Here is a 23,875-nt window from a genome sequence, read left to right as displayed (position 1 = left end):
TTAAAATAGAAAAGGTGCCGAGATATCAAATCTCGGCACCTTTTTAATTGGCAATGTTCTTTAGAACCTGTTCTAACATTTTTGGAAAACTCTTATCAGCAGGTAGTGATTTATCCGCAAACCAACCAGTTCCAACATTTACAATATCACCGATAGTTAAATCACGAAGATAGCGACTAGCAAGCAACTGCTGTTTTGGATCTGAGTATTCAGTAGCCAATAGTTGATTTATCAAAGAGCGTAGCTGCTCAAAGGCTGCAGTTACTTCGGGATAAGCATTAGTCCGAGGCATTTTTAGAACTAGCTGAGTTAGTTTGAAATGCTTGAGTGCAAGTGTGCGGAACTCTGTAGCCAAAGCGATAATGCCCTTGATTCCTGTTTGCCCAAAGATTTTTTGTTGAAGTTGCTGACTTACTTGGTTGATAGCCCAAGCAACGACACAATAGCTTAATTCTTGTTGATTAGAGAAATAACTATAAAGTGCTTGTGAGCGTGTACCTAATTGTTGGGCAACTAGCGAAAAACTTAGTTCACTACCTGATTCGATTAAAGAAACGCTAGTTTCAATGATTTTTTGTTTGGATAAAATTTGACGTGGCATTATTAACCTCGAAAAGACTTGACTGTTACAATATGTAAACTATAATTACATATTGTAAATATAGTTTAGTGTTTAATATTTAAGAAGGCAAATATAATGAAAATTTTTCTATTATTGCTAATCGGTTTGGTGATAGGCACACTTGTTATCCTGTTTGGTGGCGGTGGTGCTGCAATTTATTTAGGAATATTAACAGGTTTATTTAGCTTAAAGGCTGCAAGTGCTTCGGCAACTTCATTAATGACCGCTTTACCTTCATTAATTATTGGCGCATGGAGCTATTATCGTCAAGGAAAAATTAATACTAAAATTGGTAATCAAATGTTATTGGCAGCAATTCCTGCCGTAATAGTTGGTGCACTCTTATCAAAATATATTCCTGCTAATTTGTACAAATGGTTGATAGGTGTGGTCTTAATTTTACTTGGCATCAACATGCTCATCCAAAAGAAAAATAAGACTTCGGATTCAATGCATAAGCAAGGCCATGCCAGATTGCAGGCAAGTTTATTCGGGATTTTTGGTGGACTAATGGTCGGTGTTGCAGGAATGAGCGGAGGAGCTGTAATTATTGCTGGACTGTTTTTGCTTGGCTTAAAGGACTTTCAGGCAACAGCTACTTCAACCTATGTTTTAGTGTTTATGACCGCTACAGGTGCACTGTTTCACATTGCAGGAGGCCAAGTAGATTGGGCAACAGGACTACCGTTAATGATTGGTGCATTAGTAGGAGCAATTATTGCCCCCAAATTGGCGCAACTACTGGCAAAAACAAAGATCACAAAGTATATGAAGCCAACTACTGGGGTGTTATTAATACTGCTAGGTACTAAGTCTTTACTATAAAAAAATCTGGGAAGCGCTTTCCAAAATAGTACAGATGTGCTACTATAAATTTACATTCAAGTTGGATCGTAACAGTTTAGAAACTGGCGAAACCGAAAAAGTATGCATAATTGTATGCTTTTTCGGTTTTTTTGTGCAATAAGGAGAGTAGAAATGGGACAAAGGCAGTATTCTGAAGAATTAATAACTGAACTACAGAAAAATGCAAGAGTAGAAGTTATCAACGGAGTAGAAGAATTAGTTAAACCGGTACCAGGTCAAAAGGGAGAAACAAGGTTAGATATCGTTGACCCACATGTCAAAACAATTATTCAGAAAAAAATGAGTGAAGGAATAGGTTCTAAACCATTTTCATTAAATTTTGATCGAAACCGACCTGAAAATATTACTTATGATTTAACAACAAGTGAAGTGAGCGAAGAAGAGCAACTAGTAGAAGTTGATCATGACCATTACGTCGATACTTTTGTCTTTAAAGCTGAGCATGCTAATAAAGCTAACCCTATTTTGGTTTATTTCCATGGAGGAGCTTTTATGACAGGCAAAATTGAAGAATTCGGTAAGCAAATGAAGTATATTGCTGAACAGGCACAAGCTACCGTTATTTTTCCGCAGTATCGATTGGCACCGGAAAATCCCTATCCAGCAGCAATTAATGATGCTATGGGGATTATTAAGTGGGCAAGTGAAAATCACGAACTACTTGGATCAAATAGTGAAAAATTAGTTTTGGCTGGTGACAGTGCGGGAAGTGGCCTAATCAATTCATGCATTGTTTTAATGAAAGATACCTCAATTATCGCTAGAGCAGTGGAATTATATCCTGCTATTGATAATGATATGAAACCTTATTATGATTGGAGTAAATTTGACGTTTGTCCTGAGGATGAACAGTATGCAAAAAATAGGGTTTGTCGAATGCTTAATTCTATTGATAATTTTGAAAAAAATTATTTACACTACAAGATAGATCCAAGGGACGAAGTAGTAGATTTCTTTAATGTTAGAGACTGGAGCAAAATACCACCAATAACTTTTATTTTAAATCAATATGATTTGATTACATTGGTGGCAGAAGAATTTATAAAAAAGGCACTAGAGCACGACGTACAGTTGAATGTTATTAAATATTTAGGGTGTGACCATGGAAGTCTCAACTTTTTTGGTTCGGAACCGCAGGCAGAAGACATGTGTATCGAGATTGCTAATATTATCAAAAAAAGCGCTTGCATGATTAATGTATAGCTGATAATATAATAAGCGAAAAATATGAATAACGGATCGTAACAGTTTAGAAACTGGCGAAACCAAAATAAGGATTATTAGCACGGACTTTTGCAGTGTTAAGGATTATTATTTTGGTTTTTTGTTTTTTAGGAGGAAAAATAATGGCAATTGTAGGAGCAAGAATTGATAACAGGTTACTTCATGGTATTGTTGCAACTAGTTGGGCACCAGATTCAGGAGCTACAAGAGTAATGGTGATTGATGACAACGTGGCAGATGACCCGCAAAAAAAGCAGGCAATGAAATTGGGACGTCCTTCGGGAATGGCTGTATCTATAATTTCTAAGCAAACTGCTCTAGATAACTTTAAGAATCATAAATATGATCGGCAAAAGGTTTTCATCATTTCACAGACGCCAGATGTTTTTCTTGATCTCCTTAATCAAGGCGAGGACCTGAATGAGCTCGTGTTAGGCGGAACATTGACCTTTGATAATGCGATAAAAGTAACTAAGAGAGCTTATATTAAGCCTGAGCAGGAGGAAACATATCAGGCCATTATTAATAAGGGATGCAAAGTAATCTCTAAATATGTTCCACAGGATGACAGTGTAGATGTAGCTAAAGTTTTACGTAATAAAAAGGCTGGTGCTTAATTATGGGGTTTACAATTTGGCAAGTAATTTTAGTCACTATTTTGGCTTATATACAAAGATTAGATTTTGAAACAACACAAATAGTTCTAATGAATTATATGTTCTGGTCCTGCACTGTAGGGGCTGTATTGGGCGACTTTCAAATGGGACTTGTTGTTGGAGCAACCATCCAATTAATGTCATTGGGAGTTGCTGCCCTAGGTGGTAGCTCTGCTCCGGATTATGCGGTTGCTGCAATGATTTCGACTGCTGTTGCAATTGGTACTGGAAAAGGTATGGCAGCAGGACTGGCATTAGGTGTTCCAGTTGGAATGATTTGTATTCAGTTAGATGTTCTATTAAAGATTCTCAACTCATTTATTACTAATAAAGCACATGAATTGGCCGATAAGCGTCAATACCGTAAGATGCGGATGCTAATTCCTGTAATGACATCATTAATGCCTCTGGAGTCAGCTGTACCTGTCTTTATTGCCGTCTTATTTGGCAGACCAGTTGTTAACGCTATTCTCAATTTTATGCCAACTTGGTTTACTGTTGGTCTGAACGTTGCTGGTGGAATGCTACCAGCGGTCGGAATGGCAATGCTTCTATCCTATATGCCATTGAAAAAATATGGTTACTGGTTATTGGTTGGCTTTGCCTTATCTGCTTATTTGAAGATGCCTGTTTTAGGAGTTGCATTAATTGGTATTGCAGGTGCAATCCCAACATTTATGAACTATTCAACTAGTAGTAATGCAGGAACAAGCGCAAATGGTTTAACTCAGGAGGATATGGAAGATGAGTAAAGAAAAAAATACTATACAAGAAGGAAGAGTTTTAAATAAAAAGGATATATGGCGTGCCATGAGACGACATTATCTAGCCATTAGTACTTACAACTATGATAGTGGATTTGCAGCTACTCTTGTATGGGAGTTGTTTCCTGCTTTAAGTAAAATATATAAAGACGACCCTGATGGTTTACAGGCTTCGATTGATAATCAGTTTAAATTTTATAATTGTAATCCTTGGATGTCTCCAATCATTACAGGAGCGACTTTGGCAGTTGAAGAAAAAGGAAAAACCAAGTCATTACAAGCGGTTCAAGACTTGAAAACTGCTTTAATGGGTCCATTCTCGGGTATCGGTGACGCACTTATTTGGGTTCTATTTCCAACAGTACTTGGTGCAATTGCTGCTTCAATGGGCAAGCATGGTAACAGCATTGGTATGTGGATTTATTTTGCAGTCTATGTTCTATTCTTTTTCTTAAGATCTTTTCTTTATAAAGTCGGTTATGAGTCTGGTGCAACGCTCATGACTAGCATGAGCGATAAGCTATCTGCATTAACAGATGCTGTATCTGTCTTGGGTATTGCAGTGATTGGTGCAATCGTACCAAGTACGGTTAATTTTAAATTGGCCTTAAAGTTTAGCCAAGCTGGTGTTTCTCTAACTGGTCAGCAGATTTTAGACCAAATAATGCCAGGGCTTTTGCCAGTATTATTAACTGGATTACTTTACTGGATGCTGAAAAAAGGGCGTAAAATGACTACACTAATTTTGATGGTAATTGTTATTGCAATGGTTGGTGCAGCACTGGGGATTTTTAAGGCATAGTTATGAAACAAATAGTGATTATTTCGCACAAAACAATGTCAAAAGGAATGACTGAAACAATTAAGTTTTTTGCGGGTGATATAGAAAACTTACATTATATTTGTGCATATGAGAATGGTGAAAATGAATTTCCACTTAATCAGCTAGTTGGATTACTTAAAAAGTTTGATGAACTGGATCAAGTCTTCTTATTAACCGATTTGTTAGGTGGTAGTGTTAATCAAACATGCAGCCAGCTAATTAAAGACTATCATGTAAAGGTTATTACTGGCGTAAATCTCGCATTAGCTTTATCGATTGTTTTAGATCCTTCTGATCAGTTGACCGATGACAAAATTTTCGAATTAATTGAAGAAGCAAAAGGCCAAATGGTTTATATGAATAACTATAACGGTGATAATGAATCAGACGATGAATAGGAAATGGACATGAAAGTAATAAAAGTCTTTAATAATAATGTTGTTTTGGTCAGTGATGAAAAGCATGAGCAAGCAATTCTTTTTGGCAAAGGAATAGGCTTTAAAAAGCAGCCGGGAGATGAAATCTCAAAAGGCAAAAATGTTCAAACCTTTATTAAAAATATTAAAGATCCAGAGTGGCTCAATTCTTTATCAAATTTGTTAGAAAACGTTCCAGTAGAATATTTAGCTGTGTCCAAAAATATTATTAAACATGCAGAAAAGGATCTTAGTACAACTTTCAATCAGTTTTTAGTTATTAGCCTTGCAGATCATATCTACTTTGCAGTTAAAAGAAGTAGCAAGCAAGATGTGTCCTCACTTGTCAGTGTTAAGGAGGTTTATCCTTTAGAATATGCAGAGGCAGAAAAAAGTGTTAAAAGAATTAATACAGCTTTTAACGTTAAATTACCTCCAGGTGAGGCAGGATTAATTGCAATTCATTTTGTTGAAAATGAAATGAGTCCGATTAATGAAAATCAAAAGTTGGGTGAAGACTATGTGAGCTTACATTTAAGTAAGATTTTACAAATAATTATTTCTGACTTGGGGTATCCTGAACAGCCTGCAACACTAGAAAGACTAACAGTTCATTTACGATTTTTAATCACGCAAATTCAAAGCGATAATAAATATATTTCAGACGCCTCCCCAGACAATAAAAAAATATTGGAATCTTTTTTAAAACAATTTCCTGAACTAAGGACTACACTTAAAAAGATCCAAGACTATTTCTATCAAGAAATGAACTACAAGTTGAATAATAGTGAGCGTCTTTACTTAGTTATTCATTTGAAGCAAGTGGAAAATAGTTCAGAAGATGAATAGGATAGTACGGCAAAAATATTTCCTGGGAAATATTTTATAACTAGTTTTTATAGCACTTTTTTAAAAAGTAATATAATAGGGTTAGGTTAATGAAACTAAGAATGATTTATTTTGAAAAGAGTGCAAAATGAAAAAATTAGTTAGAGATAAGATACCGGAATTTGCCACAGAGGCTACATATCGAGAGCTGCCTAAAGAAGAAATTGAGCCAGCCCTAAAAAATAAGTTGATTGAAGAGACGCAGGAAGTTGTTGAAGCTAAGACAGAAGACAATCTGATTGAAGAATTAGGTGATGTCTATGAAGTCTTAACAGCATATTTGAAATTTAAAGGCGTCAGTCAGGAAGAATTTTTAAATCTAGTTGCGACAAAGCGTGATTATAAAGGTGGCTTTACTAAGTTCTTAGAAATGACAACTGAGGATTAATTATTGAAAAAGTGGACTTTAGAGATGACATAATCTTTGAGGCCCACTTTTTACATACGCGTAGTAGCAAAATAACTAATAGTAATTAAGTAAGCTTAATAATAGGTATTTTTAATTTCATACTTTTTGTTAAATAATTGAGTGTATAAAAGATATAGATATTGTGATTTAGAGAAAGAAAATAAATGAAAAGTATTAAAAATCATTTTTTTGAAGGCGAACGAATTCTTTTTGGACTTAAAGATGCAGAAGTAGACGGAGTCACTTTTGGTCAAGGAGAGTCTCCACTCAAAGAAGCAAACAACATTAAAGTGAAAGATTCAATTTTTAAATGGAAGTATCCACTCTGGTACGATCAAAATGTTGAGGTGGAAGATTCTGTCTTTGAAACGATGGCTCGCAGTGGCATTTGGTACACGAAAAATATTTCTATTAAGAACTCTTCTTTACAAGCTCCTAAATTATTTAGACGGGCACAAAAAATTACGTTGGACAATGTTCATTTTGCTAATGCGGAAGAGACTATGTGGTCCTGTGATGGCCTTAAAATTACTAATAGTCAAATTAGCGGCGATTATTTTGGCAAAGACAGCAAAAACATTTACTTAGATCATGTCAGTATAATTGGCAATTACGCTTTTGATGGGGCAGAAAAAATTGAAGTACATAATTCAACTTTTGTTGCTAAAGACGCTTTTTGGAACTGTAAAAATGTAAAAGTTTATGATTCAACTATTGATGGAGAGTACTTAGCATGGAACAGTGAGAATATTGAGTTTATTAACTGCAAAATCATTAGCAGTCAGGGCCTTAATTATATTAACAATTTAAAGTTAAGAGATACTCAGCTACTGCATACAGATTTAGCTTTTGAATATGTTTCAAATATAGATGCTGAAGTGACTTCGAAAATTGATAGTGTTAAAAACCCAATTTCTGGAAAAATTTCTGCTCCTGTAATCGGCGAATTAATTATGGATAAGTCAAAAATAGATCCCGCTGATACAAAGATAGATTGTGATAAGATTGAATTGAACACAAATCAGTCAGATCGGAATCAGGAACCAAAGGATTAATAATGAAAGCTAATTACGATTTTGTTAATGTGCCAGATAGAAGAAAAACAGACTCTGTTAAGTGGGACGTTGCATCAAATGAACTACCAATGTCAATTGCTGACATGGATTTTAAAACAGCACCAGAAATCATTGATGCAATGAAGAAGAAAATTGAACTAGGTGTATTCGGTTATGAATGGCCTAAAGATGATTATTTTAATGCAGTGGCCAATTGGTATGCAGAAGAGCATGGACACCGTCCACAACAAGAATGGATGATTTTCACTACTGGTGTAGTGCCAGCAATTTCATCGATTGTTCGGCGAGTTTCACATATCGGTGATAACGTTCTAGTTCAAGCACCCGTTTATAATATTTTTTACAATTCAATTGAAAATAATGGGCGACATGTTTTGTCCAGTGACTTGGAATTTGATGATGAAAACTATGAAATTAACTGGGAAGACCTTGAACAAAAATTAGCTTTACCACTTACCACTTTAATGATTTTTTGTAATCCTCATAATCCAGTTGGTAAAGTATGGAGCAAAAAAGAAGTTCAGAAGGTTGCAGACTTATGTTTTAAACATCACGTAGTGCTCCTATCTGATGAAATTCATGGTGACTTGGTACGCAAGGGACCAGGGTATACACCTGCTTTTTCGGTTGAGGGTGCTTCACGTGAGGGTGTTATTTCGCTAGTCTCACCAAGTAAGACCTTTAATGTTGCAGCTTTACATGCGGCAACTGCAGTGGTGCCAAATGACAACTTACGTGAGACTGTTAATCGTGGTCTGAACAGTGAAGAACTTGCAGAGCCTAATTTACTAGCTATTCCAGGGACAATTGCTGCATATGAGCATGGTCATGATTGGTTACAAGCATTACTGAAGCAATTAAACACTAATTTTGCTTATACTGAGAAATTTATTAGTGAGAATATTCCAGAAATTAAGGTGGTATCAGGTAATGCAACATATTTAATTTGGCTTGATGTGCGTAAAATTACTTCGAATTCGCAAAAGCTAGCAGAATGCTTAGATAAGGAAACAGGACTAGTTTTATCGCCAGGAAGTATTTATCGCGGCAATGGTAATGATTTTCTACGCATGAATCTCGCTTATCCTTTAGCAACGGTTAAAGATGGTTTAGGGCGACTAAAAGAGGGAATAGCAAAATATTCTAACAAAGCATAAAAAAGCGACTATAGCGTTGGCTGTAGTCGTCTTTTTGGTAGGTCTTAATATATTCTAGGGAGTACAACAAGTCTTTTAGTGTGATTAAAAGCTTTTGAAAAATATGCTGTTTCATGTGAAACACAGAATTACTGTTAAATGTCGAATTGCTAATAAGACTGAATAATCTAGTATTAGTTTTTAGACTTTTTGTGTGAAAATGCTTGAGCAAGCTGAATGGCAGTTGTAACGTAATCTAACACAGTAGTTACTGCTAACGCTATGTTCTTAAAGTTGACGGAATCTTCCAAAACCAGTGGCACCTTAGCGCCTAACGCAATAAACAAAACAATTATCAATAATTTGGTTGGTTCAATCTTACTGCTATTGCCAGCAAATCTATCTAATAAAGTATGAATTTTTTGAGTTGTTTGAGGTGAAAGCTGCATTTTACTAGTAAGTAGCTTTAAAAAAGTTGGATCTTTAAATATTGGAATTAATCTTTTACTAGATACTTGAGCAAGCTTCTTTAGCTGGATTGCAATTTTTTCATTATGTTTAGCGCAGAATTGTAAAAAGCTTTGAACCTGCTCAAGGCCAGAAAGGTTCCATGAATACCTAGTAGAACGCAAAGTATGCCAAAACTGTGAAATTTGATCAGTCGATTGATCAAATAGTTTAAACAATTGCTGTGTCGGGCTTGTATGCAATAAGTTTTGTGACCAGTTTACTAGTTGAGTTTTTAGATGCATAAAAATCGCTTCCTTTTTCTAATTATAGCAAGGGAAGAAGGTGGAATGGATTTAGATGCTTTGGTAAAAGTACTTATAGCCAAAAGTTCAAGTTAGTTTGAGTTTATATCGTCAACTAATAATAGGGACTTGATTGCTTCACGGCGGTCCATTGCCTCATAAGCCTCTTGAATTTGATCAAGCTTAAAGCTTTTGGTAAAGACTCTACCTGGATGAATTTTTCCATTTAAGACAGCATCTAGTAATATTTCACGGTCATAGGTGGTAACCGAAGCTGTACCCCCGCGAATACCAATGTTTTTCCAGAACATTGCGGAAGTATCAACATCGGAATTATGTGGTACACCGACACGACCAACAATTGCGCCTGGGCGGCCGATTGCTAAAGCCGTTTGAATTGATTGATTTGTTCCAACGCATTCTAAGATTGCATCTACACCGTTGTGATTAGTGAGTGACATTACTCGTTGGACAGCTTCTCTCCCACGCTCAGGGACAATATCAGTTGCTCCAAATTCAATTGCTAACTTTTGGCGGTCACGATGGCGGCTCATTGCAATAATCCTCTTTGCACCACGCAATTTAGCAGCAATGATCCCACATAAACCAACTGCGCCATCTCCTAAAACTACGACAGTATCGCCTGGTGTCACTTCAGCACTAGCAGCTGCGTGATATCCAGTTGCCATCACATCCGCTAAAGCTAAAAAGTCATTTAGTTGATCATCACTATAATCAGTTGGCTTACCGGGGATTTTGACTAATGCCCAATCTGCATTATGAAAGTTTAGGTATTCCGCTTGATAACCGCCATTTTTAAAATTGCCTTTGTTAAGACAATTGCCATCAAACCCAGCTAGGCAAGCAGCACATTTGCCACAGCCATGTGTAAATGGGACAATGACAAAGTCACCAGGGTGAATGTTATTAACGTTTTTACCAGTTTTTTCAACAATACCAAGTGCCTCATGCCCAGTGAGCGAATTCGCATCAATCTGTGTTATTCCACGGAACCACCATAGGTCAGAACCACATACGGATGAACGAATAATTTTTAATATTGCATCATTTTCTGATTCTAGCTTAGGCATAGGGTAATCTCCTAGCACTATTTTTCTAGGTTCAATAAATGTTCCTGCTTTCATATAATATCTCCTTAATAAACTGGTCGATCTGCTCCTTGAGTATCTGGATCGGCAATTCTAATATTATCCTTGACATATAAGTTAAGAATTAAATGTAACTTACATAGTTTTCTGCATATGTGCACTTGCAAAAGACACACCTCTTTTGGTGTCAGCTGTAAGTATAGTGGGTTCGAGTAGCTCTAAGTCAAATCTTTTTTGAAAATTACTTTTTGACTGAAAGTGTTAGTATTAGTACAACTTAAATTATTGAACCGCTTTAACTGAAAGGAAATAATATAATGAAAAAATATCGGATAAAGGATGTTAGTGATCTACTGGGAATTAGTACATATACTTTGCGCTATTATGAAAAAATAGGTTTATTAAAGTTTGTTAAGCGTGATGAAAATGGTGTTAGAGAATTTGAACCTGACGACCTTATGACACTCTGCACTATTATTTACTTGAGAAAAACAGGGATGCCACTTAAAGACATTAAAGATTATCTGCATTTGGCTGAAAAGGGCATTGATACGATTGATCAACGAAAAGAAATGTTCTTAAAGCAAAAGCAAAAAGTGCAAGAAAAAATGACGACTTTAGAAAAATCTATGGAAGTAATTGATCGAAAACTAAATTTTTATAGTGAAGCCAGCAAAAAGCATAGTATGAATGTTTGCCAAGATGAGCGTGAAAAATGGTTGAAGGATATACTAGCAGGTAAAGAAAAAGTGCAGTAATACACTAATGAAGTAACTTCTAAATGTAGTGGTTATTTTTATGGTTAAATTGTCAAACAAAAAAGTGAGTAAACATTTTTACTCACTTTTCTTTTAATTTGTTAATAAGTCACCCGGATACTTACCAATAAGAAGTATAGGTGTTTCTGATATATTACCGTACTTTAAAAAACGTTTTAATTGTTTTGCTTATTTTTACTAGCCATTGCCCTTAGTTCGAAAATAGGTTGCAAATCCTTATTAGGTAGATTTTTGTTATAAATATCATTCACGCAATTTGTATAGCACTTTATATTTACCACCCTTAGAAACCATCAGGAACGCAGTTTTTAATGATTGACGGCTTTTTAACCTTAAATAGTGTGGTTCTTAATAAGTTTCTTTAATACCTTTTAGTTGTATGGTTTACCGCCGTAAAGTACTTGAATAAATAAAAATTAAACCGAAAGCAACATAATACCTCTTTATTTTGACATACATAGTCTTGCTTGAAAGATTTGCATTTTTCTTCTAGTTCTATGGCCCAATTAACTTTATTAAACTAAGTGCGCTTTTGTAGTACTGAATTTAACCATAGTAAAACCCTCTAGATGGATTTTTGCTCCAATCTAGAGGGTTGAATTCATGCGTTAAAAGCAGTTCTGCACTTTTTATCTCATTATTGCAAAATGAAATGCTGATTATTCATAGTTATTAGCTTTTGAAGGTAGAAGCATTAAGATGACAAACCATAGTTGGCCGATGAAAGGAAGGATATTAATCAAAATCCACCAACCGGAGTGGTTAGAGTCGTGTAAACGTCTGAAGCGTAGTGAAAGTGTGGCTAGCCAGACAATAAATGAAATGATTAGAGAACCAGTTTTGGCACTCCAGTCACCCCAAGTATAGATGTCTTCAATGGAGTGGCCCAAAATCTGTTGTACCAGTGCCATCAAAATAAACCCTAAAATATAGTTAATAATAACTGGAATCCAATATTCGCCGCGACTAGCAACGCCAGAAAAGTTAAAAATGTTACTCCAGAATTTTTTGTAAGCTTTAATCATTAAGCTCAGCCTCCTTGATTACAGTACTTTACACCATCATTGTAAAACCAAACCGATCTCTGTAGCAAAGAATATGATTTGTTTATACTTTATAAGCATATGTTTTGTTTTAAAAAATGAATCGCTGTAAATTGAAGGTGGATTCTAAAGAAGGGAGATCTTTACAATGGACAATAGTTTATCTGATCCGCTAAAACGTTATCACACTGGTGATTTTTCTAAACAATCACAGGAATATCCAGGTGTACAAAGCAAAATGGATCCAGTACCTGCTGGTGATATGACTGATTACGAAGGGCATGGCTTACTTGAAGGACGCCATGCCATTGTCACTGGTGGTGACTCGGGAATTGGTCGTGCTGTTGCAATTGGCTTTGCTAAAGAAGGAGCCGATGTCGCAATCCAGTATTTGCCTGAAGAAGAAGCTGATGCCAAGGAAGTAGCAGAGTTAATTGAAAAAGCAGGCCAAAAGGCAGTTCTTTTACCAGCTGACTTCCGTAAGCGAGGTGAAGCAGAACAAGTAGTTCAAAAAGCTGTCGATGAATTCGGTAGCTTAGAATTATTGGTGATGAACTCCGCAATTCAACAGCATGTTTCAAGCTTAGATGAATTGACGATGGATCAAGTCCATGACACTTTTGAAGTTAATATTATTTCAATGTTTGAAATGGCTAAAGCTGCAGTGCCTCATATGAAACCGGGCAGTGTAATCTTAACTTCTACCTCTGTACAGGGCTTTAGTCCAACACCTATTTTGCTTGACTATGCCTCTACAAAGGCTGCGATTGCTAACTTTTCAATTAACTTGGCGCAAGAGTTAGCGCCAAAAGGAATTCGCGTTAATAGTGTAGCTCCCGGTCCAGTTTGGACACCGTTACAAACATGTGGCGGTCAACCAACAGATGCGCTTTCAACTTTTGGTCAGGAAGAACCATTGAAGCGTGCAGGTCAACCCGATGAAGTAGCCCATGTTTACATTTTCCTAGCTTCTAATTTAGCTAGTTATGTTACAGGTCAAGTTTATGGCGTAACCGGTGGACAACCAATTAATTAAAAATATAGCTAAAAACGTTTCTACATAGCTTAGTGCTTATGTAGAAACGTTTTTTTGTTGTTTGCTTTTTGAATTACCTTTGGGTATATTGGGTAATAATATAATGTAATAAGTTAATAAGGAAAACTCAAATGACTAACAGTATTTTTAAAAAAATTGACCAATTATCGCAGGCTAATGCAGAAATAATTGCTAATGATTGGCATTACGAGGGTGAATATTCTTTTTATGATATGGAAAATGATCAAGAAGATTATGACGAAATAATGTCTCAAGAATTAAGAAGTGATCACTATTATCAGGTTTTAGACGGTGACAATAAATTAGTTGCATTCTTTTGTTTGGAGCCAGATGATCAAGATTCAATGAAAGCTGAGATAGGACTTGGCTTGGCTCCATCTTTAACAGGTCATGGTTTAGGAAAAGAGTTTATAAAGGTTATTGAGGACTATGTGAAGCAAAACTTTGCTTTTAAAACTTATATTTTGTCTGTTGCGGAATTTAATAAGCGTGCAATTAAGGTTTATCAAAAAGCTGGTTATCAAGAAACTGGTTCGGAAAACGTTCATACCAACGGTGGTATTTACAAATTTATTATTATGACTAAAAGCGTTTAGCTTTTCTCAATTTATTTAGCTAAAAAGAGAGTATGATAATGGAGAAAAAAGTAGAACAATTTTGGCGTACCTTTTGTAAGAAGCATAACTTGGGGGAGGATACTAAAGTAGATGCGTGGTCATTTGGAGCAAGTAAGGAAGAAGCGAATGAATTAGCAGACTTAGTAAAAAGAGGTATTAAGACTGCAACAACTGCAGCATTTTTCCAGGAAAATGAGATGCCAAGTGTTGGCGACTGGAATATTATCCTTGATTGGAATGGTAATCCCGTTTGCGTGATTCAGGACAAGGTAGTTGAAGTTATTCCATACAATCAGATATCTGCAGAGCATGCATATCATGAAGGTGAAGGAGATCGTAGCTACCAGTATTGGCGTGAAGTTCATGATCAATTTTTTGAAGCGGAATTTGCAGAAAGTGGACAGAAGTTTTATCCTCAGGCACCAATGATCTGTGAGGTCTTTGAAAAAGTTGATTAAATTATAGCAAGCTTTACGTAGCATATTGCAATTCAGCTATTTTTACAAACCACTAGTCGATTAGACCAGTGGTTTTTGTCTTAAATAAAACTACATTATTTCCTAGGGAATAATATCCCCAAAGAAATCGTTACAAACTATTAAAGTAATATATCAATCAAATCACAACATAGTTCAGGCTCGTGCATGTATAATATATTAAAAGTAAGTTGATTTTGATTGGGGGAAAAAGATGAGTAAACCAATTATCGGCATTGCTGGTTCAGAAATTAGAGATGCAGAAGGACCTTTTTATGGTTATAGACGTAGTTACGTTAATGAGGACTATGTTGATTCTGTCGTTCAAAATGGTGGAATTCCTTACATTATCCCTTTTACTGCAAATGATGAGGTTGTTATAGGCCAAATAGAACATGTTCAAGGACTTATTTTATCTGGTGGACATGATATTGATCCACATTTATATGGTGAAGAACTGCAACCAAAGATAGGTGAAATTTGGCCAGCACGTGACCATTTTGACATGCTATTGTTAAAAATTGCAGAAGAAAAAGGTCTCCCAATTCTTGGGGTTTGCCGTGGGGCTCAACTAATTAACGTTGCTCACGGTGGTAACTTATATCAAGATGCTGGTTATCGCAAAGAAAAAACTTTAAAGCATAATCAAGGCCATACACCTGATTTACCAACGCATGGCGTTAAGCTTAAAGAAGGTAGTTTACTTGCACGGACAATAGGTAAAACTGAGTTCTTAGTTAATTCATTCCATCATCAATTGATTAAAGATGTTGCACCGGATTTGCGCGAAGTTGCGACTGCAACTGACGGTGTCCCAGAGGGCTTAGAAAACGAGAAGGGCAATATTTTGGCAGTTCAGTGGCACCCTGAGATGCTGCATAAAAATCCTAACACGCCTTATATGAATAATCTATTTAAATTTGTTGTTGAAAATGCTAAGTAAGAAAGGCTAACTATCGTGAACACAAGTAAGGATACAGAACGAGCAAATGACAAACTAGGCTTCTGGTCAATTGTTCTTTTAGCAATCAACTCTATTATTGGCTCAGGTATTTTCTTAACACCGGGAAGCGTAGTCAGCCAAGCTGGTAGTAAATCTCTAGTTGTTTATTTAATTGCTGCAATTTTTGCCGCAATTCTGGCGATTTCTTTTTCAGCAGCAGCTAAATATGTGACAAAATCAGGCGCTTCGTATGCCTATTCCAAGGCGGCTTTTGGTGATAACGTTGGCTTTTATGTCGGCATCTTGCGTTACTTTTCTGCCAGCGTGGCTTGGGGCGTAATGGCTGTCGGTGTAATTAAGTCAACCATTTCGATTTTTGGCGGCAATCCTGATAGCGTTATGAACGTTACAATCGGGTTTCTAGTTTTGATGTTGCTAATAACAATTATTAACTTGTTTGGACAAAAATTTGTTAAGTTTGTAATGAATATTGCTACTGCAGGTAAGTTATTCGCTTTGGTTTTAATCATTGTTGCTGGAGTTGTTCTATTACTTACAACAGGAGCTTCACATAATTTGGCGATGGTTGATCAAATTACGCAGAATGGCCATAAGATTGTTCCTACATTGACAACTACAGGTTTTGTAATGGCCATCGTGTCAGCTTTTTACGCTTTTACAGGCTTTGAATCGGTACCTTCAGGTTCAGATGATATGCAAGAGCCTGAAAAAAATCTACCAAGAGCAATACCATTAGCAATTTTTGTTATTGCTGCAATATATATAGGGGTTGTTGCAGTTGGGCTTGTTCTCAATCCGAAAGCTTTGATGACAACTAAGCAGGTTGTGGCAATTAGTGCAATTTTTGACAATGAGATCTTACGGGACGTGATTTTAGTTGGTGCCTTGGTATCGATGCTTGGCATCAATGTTGCTTCCAGCTTCAATGCGCCACGAATTTTAGAGGCAATGGCACGTGAAAAGCAGCTGCCGTCATCATTAACTAAGAGAACGAAAAACAATTTTCCAATTAGGACATTCTTTATTTCTGAAGCGCTAGCGATTTTGGTACCACTGGCATTCCAATATAATATGGTTAACCTAATTACATTAAGTGCAATGGTTAGGTTCTTAGGCTTTATTATTGTGCCACTAGCAGTCATTTGCTTCTATTTTGGTAAAAATAAAGAGCAGGTTTTACCAGCACCAAAAAATGTTTGGACTGATATCGTAATCCCAATATTATCAATTATTGTCGTTATTTTCTTATTAGTTAAATATAATTGGCAAGCACAATTTGGCATTATTAAAAATGGCCAAGTTGTTGGTATTAACTGGTATGCGATTTTGATGATGGTCTTTGGCTTTATCATCTTGCCACTTTTGATGTTTTTATTCACAAAGAAAAAAAGGAAATAGCAAAGAAGCTAGTCACTGCTGAAAAACTAGTTCAAGAATCAATTTCCCAATTGAAGCAATGGATTGATAACAAAGTTTATGCTAATATTCCTACTCTTTTAATCGGTAATTTTTAATTTAATGCTGCTATCAAAGTGACTCTCTTATTAATTTGCAAAACACATGGAACAGCTTAAATTGAAGATTAAAATTTTTAAATAAGCTGAAATGAAGCAATTGGGCTAATTGTGAAATTACCTGATAATGAAAAAGAAAAGACTGTTAAACCAGTCTTCCTTTTTGCTGTAAGGTTGTGGCATTATAGCTGTGAGCTTTGTAGAAATTTCATTTAATCTACACTATATTAAGTTTTTGTTATAGTTTAAATCTAAAACACATTTTTATTTTAAATGTTTTGTTTTTTTAATATTTTAATATATACTAAGGCATAACCGAATAGACAGGAACAACTGGTGCCATTGGCTCAGCCTGTTTTATGAAAGTCAGAAATGATTTGGACTATATGAATAATACACATCCACACAATTATCTTTATATGGATGTCAACCTTACAGGAACTTATACCATAGCAGCTCTTTAATCATAATTAACAGAAAGTGTGTTGAGCTTATGTTTGAATCAATAGGATACATAGCTTTTATAATCGCAATGTTTTGCTTTTCGCAAATTTATAAAGATAAACCCTTCTTTAAATTTATGAAACAAAATCGGGGTACTCTCCTGCTTTCCTGCTCGTTACTAATCCTTTTCGGATTTGGAATGGTGCAGGGATTTAGCAACTTATTCCCGCCATTTACCACAATATTATTAGTGTTCATGCTGGTTGGCGCGTTCTATATTTTTAAAGATCGCCAAATAAGCTAGATTAAATTATAATTACTAATTCTATAGCAGTCTTCTCTAACTCAATTAGGGATGATTGCTATTTTTGATATGAAAGAAGATTAGTTTGCAGCTATCAAATCAAGTAGGGGGTTCAACTTAAAATTTAATTCTTTTTGTTTAGATGTCATAAAAAAGCCCCAAAAGTTGTTCAACTTTTGGGGCTCAGTATATTTTTACTTATTTAATTAATTATGCTTTTTCTTTAATTGGAAGTAATGAACAATGCTGTAGCAGAACAGAACTGCCATACCAATTCCAGCCATTGTCATGTCAGAACGAGGAGTTCCACCGCCAAAAGTTGTACCTAACCAGTTAACAATTGTTGGTGAAGCGGCACAACCAATATTAACTAGGATTAAGGTAATGGTTGTTGCGAAGTTAACGGAGTTCTTTGGAGCTGCTTCATCAAGCCAGTTAAAGATATAAGGTACGGACAAACCGAAGCCAGCACCTAAAACAATAACGGCTACAACTAACATTGGTAGGTTAACTGCGTAAGCAATTGCCAATAAACCAGCAACTTGTAAGAATAAACCAATTGGTAAAATTAAATCCTTTAACTTCTTCTTTAAAAGACCATAGCACATTCCAACAGGAATACCGATTAAAGTAACTACACTTGAAACAAAGGCAATTTGACTAACACTAGCAAGTTTTTGGCTTGTAGCAAGTTGTGGCAACTTGAATGACATTGGCATAAAGAAGACATACATAAAGAACATGATAATTGCTATTTCAATTACAGCACCATTAATCTTGTTTTCTTCTTTAGTAGCAGGTTGCGCTTCTGTATCGACGCTTTGTGACTGTCTAGGTAATTTAACCACGCAGCCAAATAGCAATAGAATTGGCAAAGCAGCCAAGTAAATTGCAAAAGTAGCGTGCCAACCATTAACAGCTAATAAGCCAACACAGAATGAAAAGATTGCTGCACCGACACTACCCATTGAGTTTTGGAAACCAAGCATTGATGATAGTTCATCGCCTTGGTAAAACTTCGATAATAAACTAACGGCTAATGAGTTGAATAAACCAATACCAGCTCCCAATAAGAAACGAGAGATTAAAATTGTTGTGTATCCCGTTGCGTATATTGGGTATGTTCCAGCTAATAGAGCAATTACTAACCCAGTGATAACAGTGTTTTTAGTACCGATTAGTTTAATTAAAAATGGACTTATGATTAGTCCGATAACTATTCCGATGTTTGGAATTGTACTTAATGTTTCAACAGCAGCCCGTGAAACGCCAGGAAATGACGAGTACATTAGGGGCAATACTGAGGAAATTTGCGGCGCAATCATCAATAATAAGGATATTGATAATAAGGCGACTTTGAACAACCCAGATTTTGGATTAACTTTTTTCATGTTAAGTTCCTCTATTCTCTAACTTTTATTGTATTCGCTAATATTATACTTGCTTTTTGATTAACAAATAGCGCTTTCAGTCACCTTAATCTGGCGCTGAGGAACCTTCGCGTATTTGTCTGCTGGTTTGTCCGTAATTGTTAACCATTGCACGGTTAAGTGATCTAACACCACTGAAACCATTATTCATGGCAACTGCAGTAAAGGTATTTGTAGTCGTAGTAAGTTCTTGGTAGGCTTTTTGTGCACGATAATTTTTGATGTACTCTCCTAAAGTACACCCCATATTTTCGCGAAAAATTCGTTGGAGATATTGACGTGCCAAATGACAAGAATCCGCGATTTCTTGAAGAGAAAAGGGTTCGTGATAGTGCCTTTGTATAAAGTCAAGCGCGTTACGCAAATGCCCAGTGATGACTAAATTGTGTGACAGTTGGCTGTTATTTTTACGAGGTTTTAAAAAGTACTTAAGTAGTGTTTCAAGAACCTGATAGCTAAGGATAGTTAACTCGATATTTTTAAAATTACTCTCTTTACCCAGCTTAATATCAGTAATTTGCGTAAGAAGATCTTGTAAATGGTGATATTGAGCTACTTGCTGAAGTGATAACTTGCTTAATGGACCAAGCTCAAAAAAATATTGGTCAATTTTAGGAAACACTTGCAAGACCAGAGGATAGGGGAAGAGGAGCGTCAACATTAAATCATCTTTAGTGTGGATACGACTATGTACACTATGCACAATTTGAGTATTAACAATTAAGATTTCTCCAGGATGTGTTTGATGATCGACACCGCCAATTATAAAATGATCAATTTGTCCCCGAATGGTAAAACTCAATTCAATGCTTTGATGCCAATGAGACGGCACATCGGAATCATTGCGATCGTGGTGGATTTTAATGTGTAACGGTAATTCATCTAGTTGAATTAGTTCGTGTTTGTCGCCTGCCATAAGTTCCTCCTAGAAAAAAAGGTTGAACTAAATAGTTCAACCTTTATTTTACAATGAACTAAGCACTAATTGATGTACTTACGGAAAAAGTTAAGTTCGTCCAAATTACATTGCTTAGCTAAATCATCTTTTTGATTAACATTAAAGACGTGTCCACGACGATTATCTGGATCACCATAAAAATGAATTTCGTGGTAAATGCCTTTGGCACGTAAGTAGCCGGAAAGCATGTATGCATTGTCACGTAAGAAATCATCTGTGCAAGTCATTAAGAAAAGTGGTGGCAAATCTGTAGTTAAAAATTGTTCAGCGTTTAATTGATCATGTTCCGTTAAACGAATTTCTGGACGGAAATATGCTTCTGGTGCACCCGCAATTGAATTAATTTCAGTTAAGAAATATGCACCGCAATTTAATGCCGCAGCCTTAATTGTTAGGTCAGGAACAGAGTAACCAAAGTATTTACGATAGTCAGCGTTAGTATAAGCAGCTAAAATTTGTTCACCCATTTGACCACCGGCACTATCACCAACGATAAAGACATTGTCTAAGTCTAATTGATATTTGGCAGCGTTAGTTGAATCTGCTACCCAATGGAAGACGCGGTTGACGTCATCCAATTCACCTGGGTAAACAACATCTGGTGCTAGACGATAATTTGCATTTACTACTGCAAAACCCTCTTTAGCAAGTGCCATGCAGTAAAATTGATAGGTTTCTTTTGTACCGTATACCCAGCCACCACCGTGAATGTTAACAATTACTGGTAGTTTAGCGTCTGTGCGCTTGCTTGGTAAATAGACATCAAGTAATTGATATTTAGGATCTTTACCGTAAGCAATGTCATCAAAGCGCTCTACTTCAGGGATGCTGGTAGGTAAGCCCTCATCACGCTTATCATCACCATCTTTAAAAGCTTTGCGCATCTCATCGACTAATTTTTGATAATTTACTTCTGCCATTTTAATGACTCCTTTTTTGTGAAATCGCTTTATTAAAAACATTGTACTTCATTGAAAGGAAAAAGAAAGACCAAAAAAGCACCTCAAACTGGCAAACAAGGCTTTTTGCTGAAGTGCTTTCAAACATAAATTTAGGTAGAACGTAATTTTTTATTAAAAAGTTTATATATAAACAGTAAATACAAAATAACTTGGAAGGTTAGTTAGCTTTTTTTGCAATAAAAGCTTGATAAGCTTCATCTTCTTTAGTTGGAGTAACTGAAAAATCAGAAAAACTAAGGAAAGGTTGATGTAATTCACCTTCATCTACTTCAATTTCTGCCATTACAGTCGCATTACCAATTAATTCAACCCAATAGCTGTCATCTGTTTGATGAACCTTAGTTTGAACAAATCCACCAGGATTAGTAACAGTAAGTAAGCGCTCAAAAGCGTGTTCTTGCGGTTGAGTTAGGGCAAATACGAGACTTGCGGCAGACATCCCAGTGCCACAGGCATTAGTAAAACCGACGCCGCGCTCATAAGTACGGACAAAAAGATGATCAGAATCAATTACTTGTGCCAGACTAACATTAACACCGTCAGGGAAGTAGGGGTTAGGTCGGTTTAACGCTGCACCCAAAGTTTTTAGAAAATCGCTGTGTAACACATCAGCTGAAACTAAGCTGATAAGGTGAGGATTAGGCACAGCGACTGCTGTAAAGGTCAAATCATCATCAAAGGCAGGAACATTTTGGTCGATTAATTCATCAGTACCTAAATTGTTAAATGGTAAGTCTTTTGCTTTAAAGCTGATAGGACTAATTTCTACTCCGACTGCCTTAACATTTTCTGCCCAATCTGGTTGACATGTTACAGCAAGATCGGCTTGATCTGTTTCCACTTTAAAAGATGTTTTGTGGTATTTTTCCGCTAAATAACGACCAACAGTGCGCAAACCATTGCCACACATTGATGCAAACGAACCGTCTGCATTAATTACTTGCATCCTCCCTAGAGCGTCGGGATGGCTGGACTCGCTAATGACTAGTAAACCATCTGCTCCGTCCAAAAAGTTAGTTCGTCTATCCGTTAATTGACGTGCTAAGTTAACTAATTCGGGGTCGGTAAGTGGCTTTTCTAATTGAGTCTGATCTAATAAGAAAAATTGATTTTGCGAACCATGCACTTGTTGCATTTGAATCATGATTTTGCTACTCCTTTAAAAAATTGTTGATAAATTTGGCTAACAGCATTTGCTGCGTCTTCTTTCTTGGTGCCTAACATAATAGAAATACGCGATGCACCCTGATTGATCATGTGAATGGCAATATGCTCTTTGGCTAAGGGGGTAGTGATATTCTTCATTGCGCCAATTTTATTCCGCATCCCTTCGCCAACTACCATAATGATAGCATAATCATCAATCCATTCTAATTGGTCGGGATGAATCACTTTTTGAATTTCACTGCACATTTGCGCGCGCAGTTCTTCAGTAAACTGCCGTTTGTCAAAGATAACCGTTAGATCATCTATACCTGAGGGCATGTGTTCGTACGAAATATTAAACTTGTAAAATATTTCTAGTAATTTAAGAGTAAAACCAGTTTCTTTATTAAGTAGATATTTGTGTAAATATAAAGCGGAAAAGTGATTTGAGCTGGCAACTCCTGTAATCGTACTTTTAGGATGAAAATCTTTTTCAGGTACAATCATCGTTCCTGGTAATTCAGGGTGATTAGTATTTTTAACATTGATGAAGACCTGGCCTTGAATTGCCGGAATCAACGCTTCGTCATGGAAAACTGAAAAACCAGCATAAGATAGTTCCCGTAATTCCCGGTAAGTCATAATTTTAATTGGATGAGGGTTAGCAACAATTCTAGGATCCGCGGCATAAATTGCATTTACGTCAGTAAAGTTTTCGTACAAGTCTGCTTTAATTCCTCTTGCCCAGATTGAACCGGTGATATCCGATCCACCACGTGAGAAAGTGGCAATTTTGCCCTGAGTTGTAACACCATAAAATCCCGGAACTACTAGTATTTCTGGCACTTCACGCCATCTAAGTAAATTTTGATAAGTTTCAGGTAGGACTTGAGCGTCGCTGGCAGCACTGCTTACCAAAAAACCAGCGTCCTGTGGGTCTAGAAAGCGCGTTGGCAAACCTTGCTCTTGTAAAATTAATGCTAGTAACTGTGCGCAGAGTTTTTCGCCGTGTGCTTTGAAAGCTGCCATTAGGTATTCTGGCTCGTCATTAAAAACTATTGGTAAGTCAACCAACTCTTGGTGCAAGAACGCAAATTTTTGGGGCTCAAGTGCAAAAAAAGCGGCAATTTCTTGATACCTCGTCCAAATTTGCTGAATAATTTCAGTAGTGTCTTGTTGTTTCATTGTTTTTTGGGCATATTCAATTAACAGATCTGTAACTTTTACATCTTCCGCAAATCTTTTTCCTGGTGCGGAAGTAACGATTACTTTTCTGGTGGGGTCAGCATTAATGATATTTAGCACTTTTTGAAATTGTTCACCGCTTGCAAGTGAACTACCACCAAATTTAACAACTTTCATTTTTGCAACACCTACTTAATTAAAATAATTTAAATTCGATAGTAACGCATTTTAACATTTTAATTTTTATCTGCAAC

Annotated in this window: 25 protein-coding genes; 16 read left to right on the top strand and 9 right to left on the bottom strand. The window is 36.2% G+C overall.

Features of this window, described 5'->3' with window-relative positions; all coding sequences use genetic code 11:
- Positions 1-43 precede the first annotated feature (43 nt).
- Positions 44-601: a TetR/AcrR family transcriptional regulator gene (locus H3R25_RS06030; RefSeq protein ID WP_198194593.1), complete on the bottom strand. Its 558-nt coding sequence runs from the start codon at positions 599-601 to the stop codon at positions 44-46.
- Positions 602-697: 96 nt separating this feature from the next.
- Here H3R25_RS06030 and H3R25_RS06025 point away from each other — a divergent pair, with 96 nt between their 5' ends.
- From H3R25_RS06025 to H3R25_RS05980, 10 genes are all read left to right on the top strand, one after another.
- Positions 698-1,447, top strand: coding sequence for a sulfite exporter TauE/SafE family protein (locus H3R25_RS06025; RefSeq protein WP_198194592.1), 750 nt, complete (start codon positions 698-700; stop codon positions 1,445-1,447).
- A 153-nt stretch (positions 1,448-1,600) separates the two neighbouring features.
- Positions 1,601-2,692 carry an alpha/beta hydrolase gene (locus H3R25_RS06020; RefSeq protein WP_198194591.1) on the top strand — a complete coding sequence of 364 codons (1,092 nt, stop codon included), beginning with the start codon at positions 1,601-1,603 and terminating at the stop codon, positions 2,690-2,692.
- A 143-nt stretch (positions 2,693-2,835) separates the two neighbouring features.
- Positions 2,836-3,330 carry a PTS sugar transporter subunit IIB gene (locus H3R25_RS06015; RefSeq protein WP_198194590.1) on the top strand — a complete coding sequence of 165 codons (495 nt, stop codon included), beginning with the start codon at positions 2,836-2,838 and terminating at the stop codon, positions 3,328-3,330.
- A gap of 2 nt (positions 3,331-3,332) precedes the next feature.
- On the top strand, positions 3,333-4,121 hold the full coding sequence (locus H3R25_RS06010) for a PTS sugar transporter subunit IIC (protein ID WP_198194589.1): 789 nt from the start codon (positions 3,333-3,335) through the stop codon (positions 4,119-4,121).
- Positions 4,114-4,935, top strand: a complete 822-nt coding sequence (locus tag H3R25_RS06005) for a PTS system mannose/fructose/sorbose family transporter subunit IID (protein ID WP_198194588.1) — start codon at positions 4,114-4,116, stop codon at positions 4,933-4,935. The genes H3R25_RS06010 and H3R25_RS06005 overlap by 8 nt, the downstream gene beginning before the upstream one ends.
- A 2-nt stretch (positions 4,936-4,937) precedes the next feature.
- Positions 4,938-5,354: a PTS sugar transporter subunit IIA gene (locus H3R25_RS06000; RefSeq protein ID WP_074426196.1), complete on the top strand. Its 417-nt coding sequence runs from the start codon at positions 4,938-4,940 to the stop codon at positions 5,352-5,354.
- A 9-nt stretch (positions 5,355-5,363) separates the two neighbouring features.
- Entirely contained in the window at positions 5,364-6,221 is an 858-nt protein-coding gene (locus H3R25_RS05995) for a PRD domain-containing protein (RefSeq protein WP_074426197.1), read from the top strand.
- Between the two features lie 127 nt (positions 6,222-6,348).
- Positions 6,349-6,648: a nucleoside triphosphate pyrophosphohydrolase gene (locus H3R25_RS05990; protein WP_198194586.1), complete on the top strand. Its 300-nt coding sequence runs from the start codon at positions 6,349-6,351 to the stop codon at positions 6,646-6,648.
- A gap of 185 nt (positions 6,649-6,833) precedes the next feature.
- Positions 6,834-7,724 (top strand): DUF3737 family protein, encoded by an 891-nt coding sequence (locus tag H3R25_RS05985; protein WP_198194585.1) that lies wholly within the window; start codon positions 6,834-6,836, stop codon positions 7,722-7,724.
- A gap of 2 nt (positions 7,725-7,726) precedes the next feature.
- Positions 7,727-8,902 carry a MalY/PatB family protein gene (locus H3R25_RS05980; RefSeq protein WP_198194584.1) on the top strand — a complete coding sequence of 392 codons (1,176 nt, stop codon included), beginning with the start codon at positions 7,727-7,729 and terminating at the stop codon, positions 8,900-8,902.
- Between the two features lie 173 nt (positions 8,903-9,075).
- Here H3R25_RS05980 and H3R25_RS05975 read toward each other — a convergent pair whose 3' ends face one another.
- Both H3R25_RS05975 and H3R25_RS05970 read right to left on the bottom strand, forming a co-directional pair.
- Positions 9,076-9,633 (bottom strand): hypothetical protein, encoded by a 558-nt coding sequence (locus tag H3R25_RS05975; protein ID WP_198194583.1) that lies wholly within the window; start codon positions 9,631-9,633, stop codon positions 9,076-9,078.
- Positions 9,634-9,725: 92 nt separating this feature from the next.
- On the bottom strand, positions 9,726-10,778 hold the full coding sequence (locus H3R25_RS05970; RefSeq protein WP_109715974.1) for a zinc-dependent alcohol dehydrogenase family protein: 1,053 nt from the start codon (positions 10,776-10,778) through the stop codon (positions 9,726-9,728).
- A 281-nt stretch (positions 10,779-11,059) separates the two neighbouring features.
- Here H3R25_RS05970 and H3R25_RS05965 point away from each other — a divergent pair, with 281 nt between their 5' ends.
- Positions 11,060-11,500, top strand: a complete 441-nt coding sequence (locus tag H3R25_RS05965) for a MerR family transcriptional regulator (RefSeq protein ID WP_198194582.1) — start codon at positions 11,060-11,062, stop codon at positions 11,498-11,500.
- A gap of 680 nt (positions 11,501-12,180) precedes the next feature.
- Here the strand turns inward: H3R25_RS05965 and H3R25_RS05960 are convergent.
- Entirely contained in the window at positions 12,181-12,546 is a 366-nt protein-coding gene (locus H3R25_RS05960; RefSeq protein WP_074426202.1) for a DUF805 domain-containing protein, read from the bottom strand.
- Positions 12,547-12,712: 166 nt separating this feature from the next.
- Here H3R25_RS05960 and H3R25_RS05955 point away from each other — a divergent pair, with 166 nt between their 5' ends.
- The 5 genes from H3R25_RS05955 to H3R25_RS05935 all read left to right on the top strand — a co-directional run bounded on the left by H3R25_RS05955 (position 12,713) and on the right by H3R25_RS05935 (position 17,076).
- Positions 12,713-13,600 (top strand): SDR family oxidoreductase, encoded by an 888-nt coding sequence (locus H3R25_RS05955; protein ID WP_198194581.1) that lies wholly within the window; start codon positions 12,713-12,715, stop codon positions 13,598-13,600.
- Between the two features lie 131 nt (positions 13,601-13,731).
- A complete protein-coding gene (locus H3R25_RS05950; protein WP_074426204.1) occupies positions 13,732-14,217 on the top strand; it encodes a GNAT family N-acetyltransferase in 486 nt (161 codons plus the stop codon).
- Between the two features lie 38 nt (positions 14,218-14,255).
- Positions 14,256-14,696 (top strand): ASCH domain-containing protein, encoded by a 441-nt coding sequence (locus H3R25_RS05945; protein ID WP_198194580.1) that lies wholly within the window; start codon positions 14,256-14,258, stop codon positions 14,694-14,696.
- Between the two features lie 232 nt (positions 14,697-14,928).
- On the top strand, positions 14,929-15,657 hold the full coding sequence (locus H3R25_RS05940; protein WP_198194579.1) for a gamma-glutamyl-gamma-aminobutyrate hydrolase family protein: 729 nt from the start codon (positions 14,929-14,931) through the stop codon (positions 15,655-15,657).
- A gap of 15 nt (positions 15,658-15,672) precedes the next feature.
- Positions 15,673-17,076 (top strand): APC family permease, encoded by a 1,404-nt coding sequence (locus tag H3R25_RS05935; RefSeq protein ID WP_109715969.1) that lies wholly within the window; start codon positions 15,673-15,675, stop codon positions 17,074-17,076.
- A 1,070-nt stretch (positions 17,077-18,146) separates the two neighbouring features.
- On the opposite strand, the gene H3R25_RS05930 is transcribed toward H3R25_RS05935, so the two are convergent.
- From H3R25_RS05930 to H3R25_RS05910, 5 genes are all read right to left on the bottom strand, one after another.
- On the bottom strand, positions 18,147-19,331 hold the full coding sequence (locus H3R25_RS05930; RefSeq protein WP_198194578.1) for an MFS transporter: 1,185 nt from the start codon (positions 19,329-19,331) through the stop codon (positions 18,147-18,149).
- Positions 19,332-19,416: 85 nt separating this feature from the next.
- Positions 19,417-20,286 carry an AraC family transcriptional regulator gene (locus tag H3R25_RS05925; RefSeq protein WP_198194577.1) on the bottom strand — a complete coding sequence of 290 codons (870 nt, stop codon included), beginning with the start codon at positions 20,284-20,286 and terminating at the stop codon, positions 19,417-19,419.
- 65 nt (positions 20,287-20,351) lie between these two features.
- Entirely contained in the window at positions 20,352-21,248 is an 897-nt protein-coding gene (locus H3R25_RS05920; RefSeq protein WP_198194576.1) for an alpha/beta hydrolase, read from the bottom strand.
- A 199-nt stretch (positions 21,249-21,447) separates the two neighbouring features.
- A complete protein-coding gene (dapF, locus tag H3R25_RS05915; protein WP_198194575.1) occupies positions 21,448-22,434 on the bottom strand; it encodes a diaminopimelate epimerase in 987 nt (328 codons plus the stop codon).
- Positions 22,431-23,798, bottom strand: coding sequence for an aspartate kinase (locus H3R25_RS05910; RefSeq protein WP_198194574.1), 1,368 nt, complete (start codon positions 23,796-23,798; stop codon positions 22,431-22,433). The genes dapF and H3R25_RS05910 overlap by 4 nt, the downstream gene beginning before the upstream one ends.
- Positions 23,799-23,875 lie beyond the last annotated feature (77 nt).

This window comes from Lactobacillus sp. M0390, assembly GCF_016102085.1.
Classification (GTDB): Bacteria; Bacillota; Bacilli; order Lactobacillales; family Lactobacillaceae; genus Lactobacillus; species Lactobacillus apis.
The sequence above is the reverse complement of the archived record's forward strand: the minus strand, read 5'-3'. Positions and strand labels throughout refer to the sequence as shown.

Excerpts from the sequence above, each read along its gene's own strand:
- H3R25_RS05955 (WP_198194581.1), top strand. The coding sequence starts at position 12,713 with ATGGACAATAGTTTATCTGATCCGCTAAAACGTTATCACACTGGTGAT.
- H3R25_RS05925 (WP_198194577.1), bottom strand. The coding sequence starts at position 20,286 with ATGGCAGGCGACAAACACGAACTAATTCAACTAGATGAATTACCGTTA.
- H3R25_RS05985 (WP_198194585.1), top strand. The coding sequence starts at position 6,834 with ATGAAAAGTATTAAAAATCATTTTTTTGAAGGCGAACGAATTCTTTTT.
- dapF (WP_198194575.1), bottom strand. The coding sequence starts at position 22,434 with ATGATTCAAATGCAACAAGTGCATGGTTCGCAAAATCAATTTTTCTTA.
- H3R25_RS06030 (WP_198194593.1), bottom strand. The coding sequence starts at position 601 with ATGCCACGTCAAATTTTATCCAAACAAAAAATCATTGAAACTAGCGTT.
- H3R25_RS05920 (WP_198194576.1), bottom strand. The coding sequence starts at position 21,248 with ATGGCAGAAGTAAATTATCAAAAATTAGTCGATGAGATGCGCAAAGCT.
- H3R25_RS05965 (WP_198194582.1), top strand. The coding sequence starts at position 11,060 with ATGAAAAAATATCGGATAAAGGATGTTAGTGATCTACTGGGAATTAGT.
- H3R25_RS06005 (WP_198194588.1), top strand. The coding sequence starts at position 4,114 with ATGAGTAAAGAAAAAAATACTATACAAGAAGGAAGAGTTTTAAATAAA.
- H3R25_RS05995 (WP_074426197.1), top strand. The coding sequence starts at position 5,364 with ATGAAAGTAATAAAAGTCTTTAATAATAATGTTGTTTTGGTCAGTGAT.
- H3R25_RS05930 (WP_198194578.1), bottom strand. The coding sequence starts at position 19,331 with ATGAAAAAAGTTAATCCAAAATCTGGGTTGTTCAAAGTCGCCTTATTA.
- H3R25_RS05970 (WP_109715974.1), bottom strand. The coding sequence starts at position 10,778 with ATGAAAGCAGGAACATTTATTGAACCTAGAAAAATAGTGCTAGGAGAT.
- H3R25_RS06020 (WP_198194591.1), top strand. The coding sequence starts at position 1,601 with ATGGGACAAAGGCAGTATTCTGAAGAATTAATAACTGAACTACAGAAA.
- H3R25_RS05910 (WP_198194574.1), bottom strand. The coding sequence starts at position 23,798 with ATGAAAGTTGTTAAATTTGGTGGTAGTTCACTTGCAAGCGGTGAACAA.
- H3R25_RS06000 (WP_074426196.1), top strand. The coding sequence starts at position 4,938 with ATGAAACAAATAGTGATTATTTCGCACAAAACAATGTCAAAAGGAATG.
- H3R25_RS05980 (WP_198194584.1), top strand. The coding sequence starts at position 7,727 with ATGAAAGCTAATTACGATTTTGTTAATGTGCCAGATAGAAGAAAAACA.
- H3R25_RS06025 (WP_198194592.1), top strand. The coding sequence starts at position 698 with ATGAAAATTTTTCTATTATTGCTAATCGGTTTGGTGATAGGCACACTT.
- H3R25_RS06010 (WP_198194589.1), top strand. The coding sequence starts at position 3,333 with ATGGGGTTTACAATTTGGCAAGTAATTTTAGTCACTATTTTGGCTTAT.
- H3R25_RS05960 (WP_074426202.1), bottom strand. The coding sequence starts at position 12,546 with ATGATTAAAGCTTACAAAAAATTCTGGAGTAACATTTTTAACTTTTCT.
- H3R25_RS05990 (WP_198194586.1), top strand. The coding sequence starts at position 6,349 with ATGAAAAAATTAGTTAGAGATAAGATACCGGAATTTGCCACAGAGGCT.
- H3R25_RS06015 (WP_198194590.1), top strand. The coding sequence starts at position 2,836 with ATGGCAATTGTAGGAGCAAGAATTGATAACAGGTTACTTCATGGTATT.
- H3R25_RS05940 (WP_198194579.1), top strand. The coding sequence starts at position 14,929 with ATGAGTAAACCAATTATCGGCATTGCTGGTTCAGAAATTAGAGATGCA.
- H3R25_RS05950 (WP_074426204.1), top strand. The coding sequence starts at position 13,732 with ATGACTAACAGTATTTTTAAAAAAATTGACCAATTATCGCAGGCTAAT.
- H3R25_RS05975 (WP_198194583.1), bottom strand. The coding sequence starts at position 9,633 with ATGCATCTAAAAACTCAACTAGTAAACTGGTCACAAAACTTATTGCAT.
- H3R25_RS05945 (WP_198194580.1), top strand. The coding sequence starts at position 14,256 with ATGGAGAAAAAAGTAGAACAATTTTGGCGTACCTTTTGTAAGAAGCAT.